This window comes from Posidoniimonas corsicana (genome assembly GCF_007859765.1).
Taxonomy (GTDB): domain Bacteria; phylum Planctomycetota; class Planctomycetia; order Pirellulales; family Lacipirellulaceae; genus Posidoniimonas; species Posidoniimonas corsicana.
In genome coordinates this window covers 3,410,421-3,427,481 of record NZ_SIHJ01000001.1, presented here as the reverse complement: position 1 = coordinate 3,427,481, position 17,061 = coordinate 3,410,421, and the positions used below count along the sequence as shown (strand labels likewise).

Genomic DNA, 17,061 nt, shown 5'->3' with positions numbered 1-17,061 from the left:
GAGAATAGCCTGCCTGCTGCAATTCACGATCCTTCCTGTGTTAATAAGGTGATTCAATGGTCAAGGGCAGATTCGATCGCCGCGGTTTCCTCCGGGCGACCGCGGCGGGCGTGGGAGTTCTCGGTTGCATGCCGGCATTCGGGGCAGAGTCCGGCTCTCTCCCGTTCAGGATTTCGCTTGCGGAGTGGTCGCTGCACAAGACGCTGCGGTCGGGGAAGCTGGCGAATCTCGACTTCCCAGGGCTTGCGAAGAGCGAGTTCGGAATCAACGCGGTCGAATACGTCAATCAGTTCTTCAAGGACAAAGCCAACGACAAGGCGTACCTGGCGGAGCTCAAGGGGCGTTGCGACGACCACGATGTCCGCAGCCTGCTGATTATGTGCGACGGGGAGGGCAATCTCGGCGATCCCAACGACGCCCAACGCACCAAGGCTGTGGAGAATCACCACAAGTGGGTCGAGGCCGCCAAGTTCCTCGGCTGCCATTCCATCCGGGTGAACGCAGCCTCGTCTGGCTCGTTCGAGGAGCAGCAGAAGCTGGCCGCAGACGGGCTCGCCCGGCTTGGCGAGTTTGCCGACATCCACGGGCTCAACGTGTTGGTCGAGAACCACGGGGGACTCTCCTCCAACGGCAAATGGCTGGCCGGCGTGATGAAGCGAGTGGGCCGTCCGAACGTTGGAACGCTGCCCGACTTTGGGAATTTTACGGTCAACCACAGCACCGGTGAGGTGTACGACCGATACGTCGGGGTGAAGGAACTCATGCCGTACGCCAAGGCGGTGTCGGCGAAGAGCAAGAAGTTCAACGATGACGGCGTCGACACCGAGACCGACTACTTCCGCATGATGCAGATTGTGCTAGACGCGGGATACCATGGGTACGTAGGCATCGAGTGGGAGGGCCCAGGAGATGAGTACGAGGGCATCCACAAGACCAAGCGGCTCTTGGAGCGTGTGAGGGAGAGTGTTGCTTAGAGTCGGCTGCTTCCTGTGCCAATCTGAAGAGCCCAACCGAAGGCCGGACGCAACTCGCGTCCGGCCTTTCTTCGTATCGGTGGCCAACTACGTCAGGCCCGCAAACTCGCCGCGGGGCGTATCACCGCCTTGGTGAGGCTTCACAGGCTTGGTGACGCTCGGCGTAAGTTGCTTCTGGGTATTCGCTTACGGCGTCAGCCTGCTCGCAGGGATCACTGGTTTGGTGAGGCGTGCGGAGGGGGGGCTCGCCCGTGTTGAGAGAATCCCGCAACGGTAACCTCTCTGGCCGCATGGGTTTACAGCCCGTCTTCGGCGGCCCGCCCTGCGGTGGCACGCGCATCGCTTTTAACGGCATTCAACCAAGGCCGTATCGGTACGGCCCCCATGGAAACATGGCGTACTGCGCTCGCGGTGCGTCTTAAGGGTACGTGTCTCCCAACCACAAGGAGTGAGGCAATGAGCAACGAGCAATTGTACGAGCAGGGCGCTTTCGACTACCTGGACGGGTCGGACGTGAGTAGTCGTCGTCGGCCGAACGCTTCCAAAGAGCGCCGTCCGCAGCGTGGCCGCACCCGCGGCAAGGCGCCGCAGTCGGTTAATGGCATCCATCGCCGCCGCCGTCGCAAGGTTGCGTGGTGATCGACCCGGCCAAGCCGGTCGTTCGAAGCTAGTCGCGGGGCTTCCACCGCCAACGGTGGTGGGGCCCGCGGTGGGCGGCTGAGAGGGGCGTCGAACTGCGTTCGCATGCCTACGCCAGCCCAGCCGCTTCGGCCACCGACCAACGACCCGTATGAGGTAACCCGACATGAGTCCTTTGCAAACTGCGCACGACGCTAAGCGGACCTCCGCTGAGGGGCGTCGTAGCGCTCGGCGGAGATCCGCCGGATTCGCAGGGAAGTGTTTGCTGGTCAGCAAGGAGGAGGCGTTCCTGGAGGGGATGAAGCGCGCCGCGAGTGGGGCCGGGTGGGACTGCGCTACAAGCATGAGCGCCCGCGACTCTTTGCGACGAGCATTCCTGCACTGCTTCGGGCTCGCGATCGTCGATATCGACCCGTCGGCGCAGCGCCAGCTGCTCGCGGACCTGTTCCGGATTCTGAAGAGCGGTTCAGGCGGCTTGGTGATCGCCTACGACCGCAACGCCGAGCCGGACTCGGAGCTGTGGGCGCGGCAGAACGGCGCCTGGCTGTACGTCCCGGGGGCCGCGGAGTGGGACAGCCTATCGGTCGCATGCGCGGAAGCGCGGCGGCTGCAAGAACGCACAACTAACCGAGACACGCTGGGCGCCCCGGTCTGAGCCTAACGCCAGTCCCGGCCGTCCACGCGATGAGAGAGATGAACGCCAGGGGGAGCCAATGCAGCCGATTTTGACAACTTGATCTCGACACTCCGCCGGGTGTTTTCGCGTATTGGTTCGCGGCCCGGTGAGCAAGGAAATGCTCCTAGGAATGTAAAGCAACTTTTCAGCGATTTGAGGGTCTGAGCCATGGCGTTTGCTGGCTTTGAAGGATTCGAAGAGTTCCGCGACCGGAAGCCGGTCCCGGAGCGTCCTACGCGATCGAACTCGAAATCGGCTAAGTCCGAGAAGTGCCGGTCGCGGGGCTCACGCAAGGCAAGCCCCCCCAATGGCATCCACCAACGACGCAACAAGAGGGCGTCATGGTGAGCCGGTCGGGGCGCCGCCCTGAAAGAGAGAATCCGCCAGCGGCCCGCGTTGGTGAAGTAATCCGTTTGATTGACAACTTTGTACCGCGCGGCCGCCTCGAAGCAGCCCGCCCGGACGACCCTGAAAGGATAAGCATTATGAAGAAGACTCCCTTGCGGCTGGTCGGCGTGCTCGCCGTGCTCGTTGCTGCGTTTGCGTCTGCAACGAGCGGCCAGGCCGCAACTATCCTCGGCGCATCTGTTGCGTTGTCCGATCTCATCGGCGGCGGTTCGGTTGTCGTCGGGGACAAGGAATTCACCGAGTTTACCTACGCCTTCACCGGTGACATGCCGCCGGCCGAAGGCGTCAACGTGATTCCTATTTCTGACGACGACGGCAACTTTGGAATTCGGTTCCAGGGCGCCTTCCAGGATTCGACGTTCACGCAGGGCGGATCCGATGCGCTGCTCACCTACACGGTGACGGTGCTCGACCCGCAGTACCTGATTACCGACGCGCACATTCAGGGCAACACCCGGATTGTGGGCAGGGATCAGGGCGCCATCGGTTCCATCGCAGTGGTGGAGACCTTCCTGCCGCTAGGAGTGAACGGCGAGTTCACTATGGATATCCAGGACAAGAAGTCCGACACCGAGGACATCACTCGGCTGGCCGACTGGACCACGTTCGACAAGGGCTACAAGACCCTGAAGGTCCAGAAGGATATCCTCGCGTTCGCTTTTACAAACGACGCCACCATGTCGTTTGTCGATCAGACGTTCTCGCAGGAATTCGTCCCCGAGCCGGCGGCCGTTGCGCTGTTGGCCCTGGGCCTTGCGGGGGTGGCAACCGGCGGACGTCGGCGGTCCTAGCTTCTCTGACGGAGCAACCCTTCGTCGGCAACCGAAGCGACCACACCGGCCGCGTGCCCAGCACGCGGCCGGTTTTCTACGCGCTAGTGCACCCGCAGCAGCGGGTCGCCGAGCAGGTTGTACATGAGCACGTGCTCTTCTACTTCCGCGTCGAGCCGGTCCGCGTTGGGCGAGGCGCCCAACCCCAGCTGCTTCACCGACGCGCGCAGCGGCAGTTCCGAATCGGGCGCGAGCGCTCGACGCTTCCCGTCCCGCACGCACAGGCCAATGCTCACCGGCTGGTCGAACAGGCGGCTCAGAAGCTCCATGCCGAGCACGCTGTTGCCGTAGGGCATGCAGACCCGCGAGCTTGCGACTACAGCCAGTGGGCCGCTCGGGCACAGCAGCATCGACTCGGCCAGGCACTCGTCGGGCCCGTCGATCCGGCCGGTCTCGCAAGCCAGCAGCGCCGCGAGGACCGGGCCTACGCCGGGCGGGGCGTCGCGGCGTAGGTCGCCGCAGGTAAGCATCTGGGGCGCCGCCGCCACCGGCTCTACCCGGTCGAGCCCGTTGTGCGTCGCGTGCCCTAGGTAAATCCACGCGAGGGCGGGCTCGCCCAGCCCGTCGAGGACCGCCTGGCGGAATGGCCGGTCTGGGAAGTGGGCGCTAGTGGAGGAGTTGTAGATGGCGTTCAGGACCACGTGCTTGGGAGTCAGCTGCCTGAACGCCTGGTGAGCGGTCAGCTCGATCATCGAGTCGATCAGCGGCGAGAACCGGCCGGGCGAGGCGACCAGGTTGAGCCGCGTAGTTGCGGTGGCCTTCTGCTCGTGTGAGATAACCCGGTCAAGGTAGGCCGCCAGCTCACTGGGTGTGCGGCACGGGATCCTGCCGACCGCCAACTCAGGCGCCGTGTCGTCGTCCAGGTCGGCAAACGGGTTGTCGGTGGCGATCAACGCTTCGCCGCTGTACTGCTTGCTGACCGGCGCCGGGCGGTAGTCGGTGGGGATCGCATCAGGGAAGCATGAGCCTTGGTTGGGTGCGTCGCCCACCAGCACGACATGCTCAAGGTCACCGCTGGCCGCCGCGTCTGCGATGGCCTGCGCGAGGCCCTCCGCCGTCTGAGGAGGGCGCACCACCTCAATGGCATGGCCCTGGCCCCGCCGCAGTTCCAGCCACTTGGCGAGTGCAGGCCTGAAGGAATCGGGCGTCACGACCAGCGTGTCGGCCGCACGGGCGGCTGTCGACGCAGGGGGAATCAAGAGCAGCAGCAGGAGTTGGCGCCACATAGCCCACCGGTCGCGTGGTTGAGTTCGGACGGAAGGGCGGAGGTTACGCGCCTTGGGAATGATCCGCTAGAGGAATCTTACCGCGGCGGCATCCCCGGGGCTTCCTAGGCGCCCCAGACCAACCGGCCTGTCCCAACCCGCCCGCCCCGACAACTTAATGTGGAAATCCGTGAGCTTGCGGTCCTTGGACGCCCCATCTGATCTCGTATCGGGTGCCGCTGACATCGCTGCCCCCGGATTCCGTGCTGGGCACGTCTTGCTGACGGACGGTACCATTCACATCACAGGAAGCCGCTGCGGGCCACGTGATGCCGCAATTGGCAACCTCAGCTTGCAGCCCCGCACCTGCGTTGCCATGACTCCTTACAGCACGACGTTTAGGCCGGCCGAACGGCTGAGCATCTTCCATATGCTGAAGGTCGGCGTCGGGCCGTCGAGTTCGCACACGCTCGGTCCGTGGCTGGCGGCAAAGCGGTTTGTCGGTTTGCTTGGCGCCGATGCCTCCACAGTCAACCGCATCCAGGTTCACCTCTACGGCTCTCTGGCCAAGACCGGCAAGGGACACGGCACGGACATCGCGGTTCAGATGGGCCTGACCGGCGCCGATCCCGAGACCTTCCCGACCGAGCAGATTGCCGGTGTCATTGCCGACATCGCAAAGCAGAGTCGGCTGCCGCTGGCGAACGGCGGAGCGGTCGACTTCGACCCCTCAGCCGACATCCAGTTCCACACGGACCAGCAGCTCCCGGCCCATCCCAACGGCATGACCTTCGCGGCTGAGTTCGGCTCCGGCGAGCGGTGCGAGGCAACGTTTTACTCGGTTGGTGGTGGGTTTGTCGTGCAGGAAGGGGAGACCCCGCCCGTTTGTGATGCGAACCTCGAGTTCCCCGTCGACACTGCGGACGAGCTGCTAGCGCACTGCGCTTCCACCGGGCTCCCGATCAGCGGCGTGGTGATGCGCAACGAGCTGGCGTGGAGCACCAAGGCCCAGGTTGAAGCCGGGCTGGACCGAATCTCTTCGGTCATGATCCAGTGTGTCTACCGCGGCTGCCACGCCCACGGTGTGCTGCCGGGCGGGTTGGGAGTGAAACGCCGGGCCGCCGACATCGCGCAGCGGATGCTCGGCGATTCATCCGGGGAACCTGGCGGAGCGGACGCCTGGCTTGACGCGATCGGTGACCAAACGGAGGACTTTCAGGCGACCCTCGACTGGGTGAGTTGTTTCGCGCTGGCGGTGAACGAAGAGAACGCCGCGTTCGGCCGCGTGGTGACCGCGCCCACCAACGGCGCGGCCGGCGTCATCCCGGCGGTGCTGCTCTACTTCCGGCTGTTCCGCGGCGCCGATCAGTCCGCTTTGCGGCGGTTCCTGCTCACCGCGGGCGAGATCGGCTGCCTGTTCAAGAAGGGCGCCACGATCTCCGCCGCGATGGGGGGCTGCCAGGCGGAGATCGGCGTCTCGTCGGCGATGGCCGCCGCGGCCTTGGCCGAGGGCCTGGGCGGGACACCCCAGCAGGCCGCCGCCGCCGCGGAGATCGCCATGGAGCACCACCTTGGCATGACGTGCGACCCGATCCGTGGACTGGTGCAGATCCCGTGCATCGAGCGGAACGTGTTCGGCGCGATGAAGGCGATCACCGCCGCCCGGCTGGCTCTGCAACGCGACCCGGCCGACGCGCGGGTGTCGCTGGACGCGGTGATCCGGACGATGTGGAACACCGCGCTCGACATGAACTCCAAGTACAAAGAGACCTCCGAGGGCGGCCTCGCGATCCAGATCCCGGTCAACGTCAGCGAGTGCTAGGCCGCGACCGCCGCCTTGGCCTGCTTGAACCTCTCGACCGCCTGCTCCAGGTCTTCGGCGCTGTGGGCCGCGGAGATCTGCACGCGGATCCGCGCCTTCTCCATCGGCACGACCGGGTAGGAGAACCCGATCACGTACACGCCCAGTTCCAGCAGCTTGTCGGCCATCGCCGAGGCGAGCTTCGAGTCGCCCAGCATGATGGGCACAATTGGGTGCTCGCCCGGCAGGATGTTGAAGCCGGCGGACCCCATCGCCTCGCGGAAGTAGGCGGTGTTCTGCATCAGCTTGTCGCGGAGCTCGGTCGACTCGCCTGCGATCCGCAGCGCCGCGAGGGAGCCGCCGACAATCGGCGGCGCGATCGTGTTGGAGAACAGGTAGGGCCGCGACCGCTGCCGAAGCAGCTCGACGATCTCCTTCCGTCCGCTGGTGTAGCCGCCGCTGGCGCCGCCGAGCGCCTTGCCGAACGTGCCGGTGGTGATGTCGATCCGGTCGACCACCCCGCAGTGCTCGTGCGTGCCGCGGCCGGTCGGGCCCCAGAACCCGGTGGCGTGACAGTCGTCGAAGTGCACCAGCGCGTTGTACTTGTCGGCCAGGTCGCAGACCTGGTCGAGCTTGGCCACGCTGCCGTCCATGCTGAACACGCCGTCGGTGGTGATCAGCTTGGTCCGGGCGCCGGCGGCGTCGGCCTCCTTGAGCTTCTCCTCGAGGTCCGCCATGTCGCAGGTCTTGTACCGCAGACGCTTGGCCTTGCAGAGCCGCACCCCATCGATGATGGACGCGTGGTTCAGCTCGTCGCTGATCACGGCGTCTTCCGGGCCGAGGAGCGTCTCGAACAGCCCGCCGTTGGCGTCGAAGCAGGAGGAGTACAGGATAGTGTCCTCGGTGCCCAGGAAGCTGCTGACCGCCCGCTCCAGCTCCTTGTGGCACGTCTGCGTACCGCAGATGAACCGCACCGACGAAAGCCCGTAGCCCCACCGGTCAAGGTACTCGTGCGCGGCCTTGATAATCTCCGGATGGTCCGCCAAGCCCAGGTAGTTGTTGGCGCACATGTTCAGCACCTCACGGCCCTCGCCGACGGTGATGTGCGCCCGCTGGGGCGACTCGATCAGACGCTCGTTCTTGTACAGGCCGGCGTCGCGGATTTCGGTGAGCTGGCGCTCGACGGGCTCGGTAGTAGATGCCACGGGGTTCTCTTGGGTATTCGTGGATAGAAGGGTTCCAGGCGCCGCCGCTAGCTGGCCCAGTCCAGGATGATCTTGCCCGACTTGCCGGACCGCATAATGTCAAAGCCTGCTTGGAACTCACTGTACGGCATGCGGTGGGTGATCACCGGGCCGATGTCCAGCCCGCTGTCGATCATGACGCTCATCTTGTACCAGGTCTCGTACATCTCGCGGCCGTAGATGCCCTTGATCGTGAGCATGTTGAACACGACCTCGTTCCAGTCGATTGCAATCTCGTCCTCGGGGATGCCGAGCATCGCGATCTTGCCGCCGTGGCACATGTTGGCCAGCATGTCGCGGAACGCGGCGGGGTTTCCCGACATCTCCAGGCCCACGTCGAAGCCCTCGAGCATGCCGAGCTCCCGTTGGATATCGGCGTAGGTGGTCGATCGCACGTCCACCGCGCGGGTGACGCCCACCCGCTCGGCGATCTCCAGCCGGTGCGGGTTCACGTCGGTGATGACGACGTGCCGTGCGCCGGCGTGCCGCACCACGGCGGCGGCCATGATGCCGATCGGGCCGGCGCCGGTGATCAGCACGTCCTCGCCCAGCACCGGGAACGACAGAGCCGTGTGCACCGCGTTGCCCAGCGGGTCGAACACCGCCGCCACGTCGAGTTCGACCCCCGCGTGGTGCCGCCAGACGTTGGTCATCGGAAGCGATAGGTACTCCGCAAACGCCCCCGGCCGGTTCACCCCCACGCCCTTGGTGTCCTTGCACAGGTGCCGGCGGCCGGCCATGCAGTTGCGGCAGCGGCCGCACACCACGTGGCCCTCGCCGCTGACCAGGTCGCCGGCGTGGAAGTCGTTCACGTTGGAGCCGACCTCGACAATCTCGCCGACGAACTCGTGGCCCACGACCATCGGCACGGGAATCGTCTTCTGCGCCCAGCGGTCCCAGTTGTAGATGTGGACGTCCGTGCCGCAGATGCCGGTCTTCAGCACGCGGATCAGCACGTCGTTGATGCCGATGGTCGGTTCCGGCACGTCCTCGAGCCACAGTCCGGGCTCGGCGTGCTGCTTAACTAGTGCTTTCAACTGAGCGGGTTCCGCAGGGCGTGTGGGTGGCCGGGCTGGAGATAGGTCTGGCCAGGTAGGTGTCGGGCTGCTTCACCTCTACACACCGATGGCCGGAGCAGCGTTTCATCGTGCCGGCGGAGTTTTGTCCAAAAACACGATCGAAGCGGACAAAACCCTCCGGACGCCTCTCGGGCGGGGCTTCGTATCATCATGACAACAAACCACTTACGGCGGGGATCAAGTGCTGCAGGCGGTGGGTTTTGTCCGATCGTAGCCAACACCAGCGGACAAAACTTAGGCGGGCGGGGCCGGTTACGCTCGCTCCGCGCGCCGATCCGAAAGGCCCAGCCGATGCCCCCGTTAATTTGACCACACGAGTGGCCTGTTTTGTACGACGAACCTGATTGGAACAGAAGATAGTTCGTCGCCCCTGAGTGCGGACAGGGGGCCGGACGGCTGACCGAAACCGCAGAACCGGAAGCCGCCCGCGGCGCGGCGGTCGACCGACGCGGATTGCAGCTTTCCCACGCCCGCGGCCAGAAGTACAATCCAAACACCGTCGCCGGTGACCGGCGGCGTTAGACAGGGCCCGCAAGCGGGACCGACAAGCGGGTGTAGTTCAATGGTAGAACGAAAGCTTCCCAAGCTTTAGACGAGGGTTCGATTCCCTTCACCCGCTCTCTTGTAACGCCCGCGGGGCGTCAGTCGGCGTAGCCGTCCGGGTGGGCCGAGTGCCAGGCCCAGGCGGACTCGATGGTTTCTCGCATCGACCGCTTCGCCTTCCAGCCGATCGCGTCCTCGGCGGTCTTGGGATTGGCGACCAGCTCCGGCGGGTCCCCCTCGCGTCGCTCCCCGAGCAGGGTGGCGATCTCCTTGCCGGTGACCTCCTCGCACAGCTCGATCACTTCTTTGACGCTCGCGCCGCGGCCGGTGCCCAGGTTCAGCTTCAGCGACTTGCCCGGCGCCAGCTTGTTGAGCGCCGCCAGGTGCGCGTCGGCCAGGTCGTCGACGTGGATGTAGTCGCGGATGCACGACCCGTCAGGCGTTGGGTAGTCGGTGCCGAACACCGTGATCGAGTCCCGCTTGCCGAGCGCCACATCCAGGATCAGCGGGATGAGGTGGGTCTCGGGATCGTGGTCCTCGCCAATCGACCCGTCCGCCGCCGCGCCCGACGCGTTGAAGTACCGCAGCGCCGCGTAGCCCAGCCCGTACGCGTGGCGGTAGTCCTCCATCGCCCGCTCGATGACCAGCTTGGTGTAGCCGTAGGGGTTGATGGGCGCCTGGGGGTGGTCCTCGGGGATCGGTACCTGCTGGGGCACGCCGTAGGTGGCGCAGGTGCTGGAGAAGACGATCTTCTGCACGCCGCACTCCCGCATCGCGTCCAGCAGCGAGAGCGTGCCCACCACGTTGTTCTGGTAGTACTTGGCGGGGTCGGTCACCGACTCGCCCACGTAGGCGTAGGCGGCGAAGTGCATGACCGCCTCAATCTGGTTGTCGCGCAGCAGCTTGGTAAGCTTCTCGGACTCGTGCAGGTCGCCGACCACCAGCCGGTCGGCGGGCGCGGCCGACTTGTGGCCGTAGACCAGGTTGTCATAGACCCACACGTCGTGGCCGTTGGCCATCAGGCACTTAACCGCGTGGGAGCCAACGTAGCCGGCGCCGCCGGTGACAAGGATGTTCATGGTGCGAGGGGCAGGGGAGTGGCGGAGAAGGGCCTCCAGGGGGGCAGCGGTTCCACGCGTGCCGGCCGCTTCGAGCTCGAGCCCTCCAGCATAGCTCAAGTGGGGGCGTCCGCCTGCCCCCATCCGCCTTCCGCCTCCCGCCTTCCCCTTTACAATGAGCGGTTCACGAACCACGATCCGCGGAAGCCCAGGCATGCAGTTCTTCGACGACCTCCAGTGGCGAGGCCTCATCCACCAGACCACCGACGACGGCCTGGCCGCGTGGCTGCACAAGCAGCCGCGCACGCTGTACGCCGGGTTTGACCCCACGGCCGACAGCCTGCACGTGGGCCACATGATGGGTCTCATCATGCTGCGGCGCTACCAGCAGGCGGGGCACACCGCGCTGGCGGTGGTGGGCGGCGCCACCGGCATGATCGGCGACCCCAGCGGCAAGAGCGCCGAGCGCAACCTGCTCTCCAAGGACGACCTCGAGCGGAACGTGGCCGCCATCGGCGAGCAGATGAAGCGGTTCCTCGACTTCGGCGGCGCCAAGCCGACCGCCAAGCTGCTGAACAACTTCGACTGGACCAGCGGCTGGAGCTACCTGGAGTTCCTCCGCGACATCGGCAAGAACTTCCCGGTCAACGTGATGCTGGCCAAGGACTCGGTGAAGAGCCGCCTGGGCGGTGACGCCGGCATGTCCTACACCGAGTTCAGCTACATGCTGCTGCAGGCGTACGACTTTGTGCACCTGTACAAGGAGCACGGCTGCGAGCTGCAGGCCGGCGGCAGCGACCAGTGGGGCAACATCACCGCCGGCATCGACCTGGCCCGCCGGATGCACGGCGCGCACCTGTTCGGCCAGACCTGGCCGCTGTTGACCAAGTCGGACGGCACGAAGATGGGCAAGACCGAGGGGGGCGCCGTGTGGCTCTCGCCGGACCGGACCAGCCCCTACGAGTTCTTCCAGTACTGGCGCAACGTCGACGACTCCGACGTCGGCGGCTGCCTGCGGATGCTCACCGAATTGTCGCACGAGGAGATTGAATCACTCGACAAATCGCGCGAAGACGACGCCGCCAAGCGGGAGAGCCAGGTGCGGCTTGCCGAGGAGCTGACCCGGCTGGTGCACGGGCAGGAGGGGCTGGACGCGGCCCGGCGGGCGAGTGAGGTGCTGTTCGGCGCCGAGATCGCCGAGCTGGACGACCGGCAGCTGGTGTCGATCTTCCGCGACGTGCCCAGCACGGAGGTCCCGCGCGACCGGCTGGCCGGCGACGGCCTGGGCATCCTCGAGGCGTTCACGCTGGCCGGCCTGTCCAAGAGCAACGGCGAGGCCCGCCGCACGCTGGGCAACGGCGGGGCCTACGTCAACAACCGCCGGGTCGACGACCCCAAGCGGCAGCTCACCACGGCCGACCTGGCTAGCGAGACCGTCATGGTGCTGCGGTCGGGCAAGAAGCGGTACGCCCTGTTAAGATTTGCGGAATAGCCGGCTCAACCGGCCCCGCGGGGCGCCCGATTGCCGGGTGGGCCGCCGCGCCGCTTGCGACCCCATTGGGGGCTCTTTATAGTAGCCAGTCTGGCGCTCTAACGCCGTGGCGGGCGGGGGCGAACCCTTCCGGCCGCCCGGCCGTAGTCGTTTAGAGCGAGGCGCCGCGGACTGCCCCGTCGCGCCGCGCAGCTTTTCCTGTCGCCCAGGCACCAGGGGCCGTGTCCCGCGGACGCGCGTCGGCCGGCAGGCGTTCTGCAGACGCCCCGGTCGCCAGGGCTACCGCGCGGACCCGCCGAGTGAGAGTACGCGCCCACCCAGCGAGAGAACGCGATGGCCGACGAGACCGTGATTGAGACCCGCGCCCTGAGCAAGGTGTACCGCGACTTCTGGGGGCGCCAGAAGGTCCGCGCTCTCAAGTCGCTGGACCTCAAGATCGAGGAGGGCGAGGTCTTCGGGCTGCTCGGCCCCAACGGGTCCGGCAAGACCACCACCATCAAGCTGCTGCTGGGGCTGCTGTTCCCGACCGAGGGCCAGGCGCTGATCTTCGGCAAGGAGGCGACCGACGTCTCGAAGAACGAGCGGATCGGCTACCTGCCCGAAGAGTCGTACCTGTACAAGTTCCTCAACGCCGACGAGACCCTCGACTTCTACGGCCGGCTGTTCGACATCCCGCCCGAGGTCCGCAAGGAGCGCATCGAGAAGCTGCTGAAACTCGTGAAGATCGAGCGGGCCCGCAAGCGTCAGCTCCGCGAGTACTCCAAGGGCATGACGCGCCGCATCGGCCTGGCGCAGGCGCTGATCAACGACCCGGACCTGATCCTGCTGGACGAGCCGACCAGCGGCCTGGACCCGATCGGCACCCGCGAGATGAAGGACATGATCCTCGAGCTCAAGGCCGAGGGCAAAACCATCGTGATGTGCAGCCACCTGCTGGCCGACGTGCAGGACGTGTGCGACCGGATCGCGATCCTGCACCAGGGCGAGCTGAAGGAGCTGGGCCGCGTCGACTCGCTGCTCAAGGTGGCCGACACCACCCAGATCATGGCCAAGGGCCTGAGCGACGACTGCAAGAACGAGCTGCGCAGCGTGATCGAGCGTCACCAGGGCGAGCTGGTGTCGATGGACAACCCGACGACCACGCTGGAGGACCTGTTCCTCTCGATCGTGCGGGACAGCGAGGCGCGGCCCGGCCGACGGGTGGTCGCCGATTCGAGCGACGACGCCAACTGACCCCGCCCACGCCGGCGGAAGCCTCGCCCCACGCCCCCTACCCGCAGATTAGATGGTTGTCGAAAACGAAATCACGTCCTTCCTCGGCTGGCTGATCCCGACGGGCGCCAACTGGTACGAGGGCGCGCTGCTGCAGTTCTTCGTGACCGGGCTGGTGTTCGCGCTGGCCGCCATCCTGCTGGGCTTCCTGGTGCTGCTGGTGCGGTACGGCCCCGCCAAGGCGGGCGACCTGACCTACCGCACCTTCACCGACGGGCTGTCGGACCTGGTCCGCATCTCACCCCGCCGGGTCGGCGCGCTGGCCTGGCTGGCGGTGAAGGAGTCGTGGCGGCGGCAGGCGGTGATCGCGCTGGTGATCTACGCGGTGATCCTCAGCTTCGCCAGCTGGTTCCTGAAGACCAACCAGGACCCGGCCAAGGTGCAGATCGACTTCGTCATGGCCTGGACCACGTTCCTGATGCTGCTGCAGGCGCTGCTGCTCAGCGCGTTCAGCCTGCCGGGCGACTTCAAGACCAAGACCATCTACACGATCGTCACCAAGCCGGTCCGCGCCTGCGACATCGTGCTGGGCAGGATCCTCGGCTTCACGCTGCTGGGCACCATCCTGCTGACGATCATGGGCTGCTGCAGCTACCTGTACGTGAACCGGTCGCTGAACCACACGCACACGATCGACGCCGCGCGCGTCGAGGAGGTCGCCGGCCCCGACGGCGGGGTCGCCGCGCTGGTCGGCGAGACCACCTTCGACCACGACCACGAGCACGCCGTCGAGACCGACGCCGAAGGCCGCGGCGAGGCGCTCTCGTCCTACGGCCACCGCCACCCCATCCGCGGCGACGGCGACCGGCTGGTGGTGGGCGACGCGGTCGACTTCATGCGGGCGCGGGTGCCCAAGCGGGCCGCGAGCCTCGGGTTCCTCGACCGCCAGGGCGTCGAGGCCGACAAGGGCGTCAGCGTCGGCAGCGAGTGGGAGTACCGCAGCTTCATCGCCGGCGGCACCAACGCGGCCGCCATCTGGACATTCGACAACATCACGCCCGCCACGCTCGCCACCGACGGCGACGTCCGCTACCTGCCGGTGGAGCTGATCGTCCGCGTGTTCCGCACCCACAAGGGCGACATCGAGGAGGCGATTCGGGGCAGTATCCAGCTCCGCAACCCGGACAACAAGGACATCAAGAGCAGCCTGGTGGTGTTCCCGGCCAAGGACATGTCGGTCAATTCGTTCCGGTTCACCGAGGAGCTGTTCGACGAGGCCGACCAGAAGCCGATCAGCCTGCTGGAGGACCTGGTCAGCGAGGACGGCCGGGTCGAGGTGATTGTCCAGTGCATCGACGGCGGCCAGTACTTCGGGTTCGCGCGGGCCGACTGCTACGTGCGACTGCCGGAGAGGAGCCCCGGCTGGAACTTCGTGAAGGGGCACCTGGGCATCTGGGTGCAGATGGTCATCGTGATCACGATCGGCGTGCTGGCCAGCACCTTCCTCAACGGGCCGATCGCCGCGCTCTTCACGGTGTCGTTCATCCTGCTAGGATTCTTCCGCGAGTTTTTCGTGTCGGTCGCCACCGGCACGTCGTACGGCGGCGGCCCGATCGAATCGTTCGTGCGGCTGATCACGCAGATGAACCTGACCTCCCGGTTCAGCGACGAGGGCAGCCTGCCCATCCGCGTGATGAAGACCGTGGACGACGGCATCGAGGTCGCGATGCAGGCCGTGGCGAGCGTGCTGCCGGACTTCTACTCGCTGAGCTCCGCGACCTACGTCGCCCAGGGGTACGACATCCCCGGCGCCGTGGTCGGGCGGCAGCTGCTGATCGCGTTGGCGTACATCGTCGGGTTCACCATCGCCGGGTACTTCTTGCTGCGGACTAGGGAAGTCGCGAAATGACCGAACGCACCAACCTCTACCGGAAGCTGGCCTACGCGGTGGCGATGGCCGTGCTGCTGTTCCCGCTGTCGATCCTCGGGTCGCCCAGCACGGGCGTCAAAGACTCGGGCGGCCTGCTGGCCGACTTCCGCGAGGACAACCGGCTGGCCCAGGCCAACCTGGGCGAGATCGACCCCGCCAGCGAGACCATCAAGCTGGCCACGCTCGGCCTCCGCGGCGTGGCGGTCAACGCGCTGTGGCAGCAGGCCAACGAGTACAAGAAGAAAGAGGACTGGGGCAACCTCACCGCCACCCTCGAGCAGCTCTCCAAGCTGCAGCCCAACTTCATCACGTTCTGGAAGTACCAGGCGTGGAACCTGACGTACAACGTGTCGGTCGAGTTCGACGACTACCGCGACCGCTACTACTACGTCCGCCGCGGGATCAACTTCCTCAAGGAGGGCGAGACCTACAACCGCGACAACCCCCAGATCCTGTGGGAGCTGGGCTGGTTCATCGGCCAGAAGATCGGCCGCGCCGACGAACGCGAGCAGTACCGCCGCCTGTTCCGCACCGACGAGACCTACCACCCCGAAGACCGCCCGCTGGAGGAACGCGACAACTGGCTGGTCAGCAAGGAGTGGTACCTGAAGGGCGAGCGCGCCGCCGAGACCCGCGGCATCGGCCGCAAGAGCCCGATTGTGTTCTACTCCAGCTCCGCCAAGAGCCAGATGAACTACGCCGAGGCGATCGAGGAGGAGGGCCGGTTCGACCGCGGCCTGCCCGCCTGGCGCGTGGCCGGCGAGGAGTGGGACGACTTTGGCAACCTGCCGATCGAGCACAGCACCGGCACCATCCTGAAGCTCAACGACGAGCCCTACCTGGAGCAGGAAGTCGAGGAGGCCCGCGAGGAGCTGCTCGACATCGCCCCGGAAGTCACCCGACCGTACCTGGAGTCGCTGTCCGAGAAGCTGACCCCGCAGCAGCGCGAGGCGCTCGCCACCCCGATGATCCAGCGGCGGCCCGACCAGCTTGAGCTGGCGTCGCAGGCGCAGCGGCTGCTGGCGCCGCCCGAGTCGGAGCTGGCGGACCTGATCGCCAAGGAGCGGCCGGAGCTCCGCGGCGCCGCGATGCGGCAGCTGGAGAAGATCAACACCCTGACGGACCGGCTGCGGAAGACCAAGAACTACAAGACCACCGCCAACTTCGACTACTGGGGGCTGCGGTGCGAGTTCGAGCAGAGCCCCGACGCCGTGGCCGCCCGCCGGCTCTGCCACCAGGGCAAGATGGCGATGATCCAGGACGCCGACCCGGTGGCCGCCAAGGACTACTACGTCCAGGGCCTCGCCAAGTGGCACGACGTCCTCGAGGCGTACCCCGCGCTCAAGGACACCGACGGCACCACCGGCGACGACGTCATGGAGTTCATCAAGGAGTACGGCGAGGTCCTCGAGAAGATCGACGAGGAGATCCCCGACGACTTCCCGCTGTGGTACATCATCGAGGACTTCGACACCGACTACGACTTCCAAGAAGAGCTGATCGAGCACAAACGCCGCATGGGCGAGCAGGTGGACGAGCCAGGCGTCGAGGCGACCGAGGACGACGCCCCAGCCGACGACGCCCCAGCCGACGACGAGGCAGCCGCTGACGCGGCCCAACCCGAAAACCGCGACAGCGCCGCCGAAGAGGCGTCAGAGGCGCCCGCCGAAGAGCCCACCGCCGATGACCCGTCGGACGAACAAGCCAGCGGCGAAGCCGAGCCCGCCGACGCGTCCGAGGAGATGACGTCAGAGCCAGAAGCGGAGGGCGAGTCAGCCGCCGCCGCACCGGCTGACGAGGATGCCTCCTCGACCGACGGCGCGCCAGCCGACGACGCGGAGCCCAGCGAAGAAGCCCCCGCGCAGGACGCGGCCGATGAGCCGGCGCCGCAGGCGTCCGCCGCCTAGCCGAGCGTCATCATTGCAGGCCGCCGCGGTTTCTGATCCCCGCAGCCTGCCAGGCTTTCCCAG

At 66.3% G+C, this 17,061-nt stretch carries 13 protein-coding genes and 1 tRNA gene; 10 read left to right on the top strand and 4 right to left on the bottom strand.

The genetic code is table 11. From position 1 onward, the window contains the following. Positions 1 to 56 precede the first annotated feature (56 nt). The 4 genes from KOR34_RS13145 (at position 57) to KOR34_RS13130 (ending at position 3,488) form a co-directional block, all read left to right on the top strand. Positions 57 to 974 (top strand): sugar phosphate isomerase/epimerase family protein, encoded by a 918-nt coding sequence (locus KOR34_RS13145; RefSeq protein WP_146565023.1) that lies wholly within the window; start codon positions 57 to 59, stop codon positions 972 to 974. Positions 975 to 1,430: 456 nt separating this feature from the next. Further along, a complete protein-coding gene (locus tag KOR34_RS13140) occupies positions 1,431 to 1,613 on the top strand; it encodes a hypothetical protein (protein ID WP_146565022.1) in 183 nt (60 codons plus the stop codon). Positions 1,614 to 1,875: 262 nt separating this feature from the next. Then, positions 1,876 to 2,268: a hypothetical protein gene (locus KOR34_RS13135; protein WP_146565021.1), complete on the top strand. Its 393-nt coding sequence runs from the start codon at positions 1,876 to 1,878 to the stop codon at positions 2,266 to 2,268. A 506-nt stretch (positions 2,269 to 2,774) separates the two neighbouring features. Next, a complete protein-coding gene (locus KOR34_RS13130) occupies positions 2,775 to 3,488 on the top strand; it encodes a PEP-CTERM sorting domain-containing protein (RefSeq protein ID WP_197531385.1) in 714 nt (237 codons plus the stop codon). Positions 3,489 to 3,571: 83 nt separating this feature from the next. Here KOR34_RS13130 and KOR34_RS13125 read toward each other — a convergent pair whose 3' ends face one another. Then, complete coding sequence (locus KOR34_RS13125; RefSeq protein WP_146565019.1) at positions 3,572 to 4,753, bottom strand: C25 family cysteine peptidase; 1,182 nt, start codon at positions 4,751 to 4,753, stop codon at positions 3,572 to 3,574. 355 nt (positions 4,754 to 5,108) lie between these two features. Here KOR34_RS13125 and KOR34_RS13120 point away from each other — a divergent pair, with 355 nt between their 5' ends. After that, complete coding sequence (locus tag KOR34_RS13120; RefSeq protein ID WP_146565018.1) at positions 5,109 to 6,554, top strand: L-serine ammonia-lyase; 1,446 nt, start codon at positions 5,109 to 5,111, stop codon at positions 6,552 to 6,554. On the opposite strand, the gene kbl is transcribed toward KOR34_RS13120, so the two are convergent. Beyond that, positions 6,551 to 7,738 (bottom strand): glycine C-acetyltransferase, encoded by a 1,188-nt coding sequence (gene kbl, locus KOR34_RS13115; RefSeq protein ID WP_146565017.1) that lies wholly within the window; start codon positions 7,736 to 7,738, stop codon positions 6,551 to 6,553. The two genes, KOR34_RS13120 and kbl, sit on opposite strands and share 4 nt — an antisense overlap. A 47-nt stretch (positions 7,739 to 7,785) precedes the next feature. Next, complete coding sequence (gene tdh, locus KOR34_RS13110) at positions 7,786 to 8,814, bottom strand: L-threonine 3-dehydrogenase (protein WP_146565016.1); 1,029 nt, start codon at positions 8,812 to 8,814, stop codon at positions 7,786 to 7,788. Positions 8,815 to 9,404: 590 nt separating this feature from the next. Between tdh and KOR34_RS13105 the strand changes: the two genes are divergently transcribed. After that, positions 9,405 to 9,475: transfer RNA gene (locus KOR34_RS13105), tRNA-Gly, on the top strand. Between the two features lie 22 nt (positions 9,476 to 9,497). Here KOR34_RS13105 and galE read toward each other — a convergent pair. Then, positions 9,498 to 10,478 carry a UDP-glucose 4-epimerase GalE gene (galE, locus tag KOR34_RS13100; protein ID WP_146565015.1) on the bottom strand — a complete coding sequence of 327 codons (981 nt, stop codon included), beginning with the start codon at positions 10,476 to 10,478 and terminating at the stop codon, positions 9,498 to 9,500. A 193-nt stretch (positions 10,479 to 10,671) separates the two neighbouring features. On the opposite strand from galE, the gene tyrS reads away from it, so the two are divergent. The 4 genes from tyrS to KOR34_RS13080 all read left to right on the top strand — a co-directional run bounded on the left by tyrS (position 10,672) and on the right by KOR34_RS13080 (position 16,998). Then, positions 10,672 to 11,949, top strand: a complete 1,278-nt coding sequence (gene tyrS, locus KOR34_RS13095) for a tyrosine--tRNA ligase (protein WP_146565014.1) — start codon at positions 10,672 to 10,674, stop codon at positions 11,947 to 11,949. A 333-nt stretch (positions 11,950 to 12,282) separates the two neighbouring features. After that, positions 12,283 to 13,182: an ABC transporter ATP-binding protein gene (locus tag KOR34_RS13090; RefSeq protein ID WP_146565013.1), complete on the top strand. Its 900-nt coding sequence runs from the start codon at positions 12,283 to 12,285 to the stop codon at positions 13,180 to 13,182. A 52-nt stretch (positions 13,183 to 13,234) separates the two neighbouring features. Further along, a complete protein-coding gene (locus KOR34_RS13085) occupies positions 13,235 to 15,070 on the top strand; it encodes a hypothetical protein (RefSeq protein ID WP_146565012.1) in 1,836 nt (611 codons plus the stop codon). Beyond that, positions 15,067 to 16,998 carry a hypothetical protein gene (locus KOR34_RS13080; RefSeq protein ID WP_146565011.1) on the top strand — a complete coding sequence of 644 codons (1,932 nt, stop codon included), beginning with the start codon at positions 15,067 to 15,069 and terminating at the stop codon, positions 16,996 to 16,998. Before KOR34_RS13085 ends, KOR34_RS13080 begins: the two co-directional genes overlap by 4 nt. Positions 16,999 to 17,061: the final 63 nt, after the last annotated feature.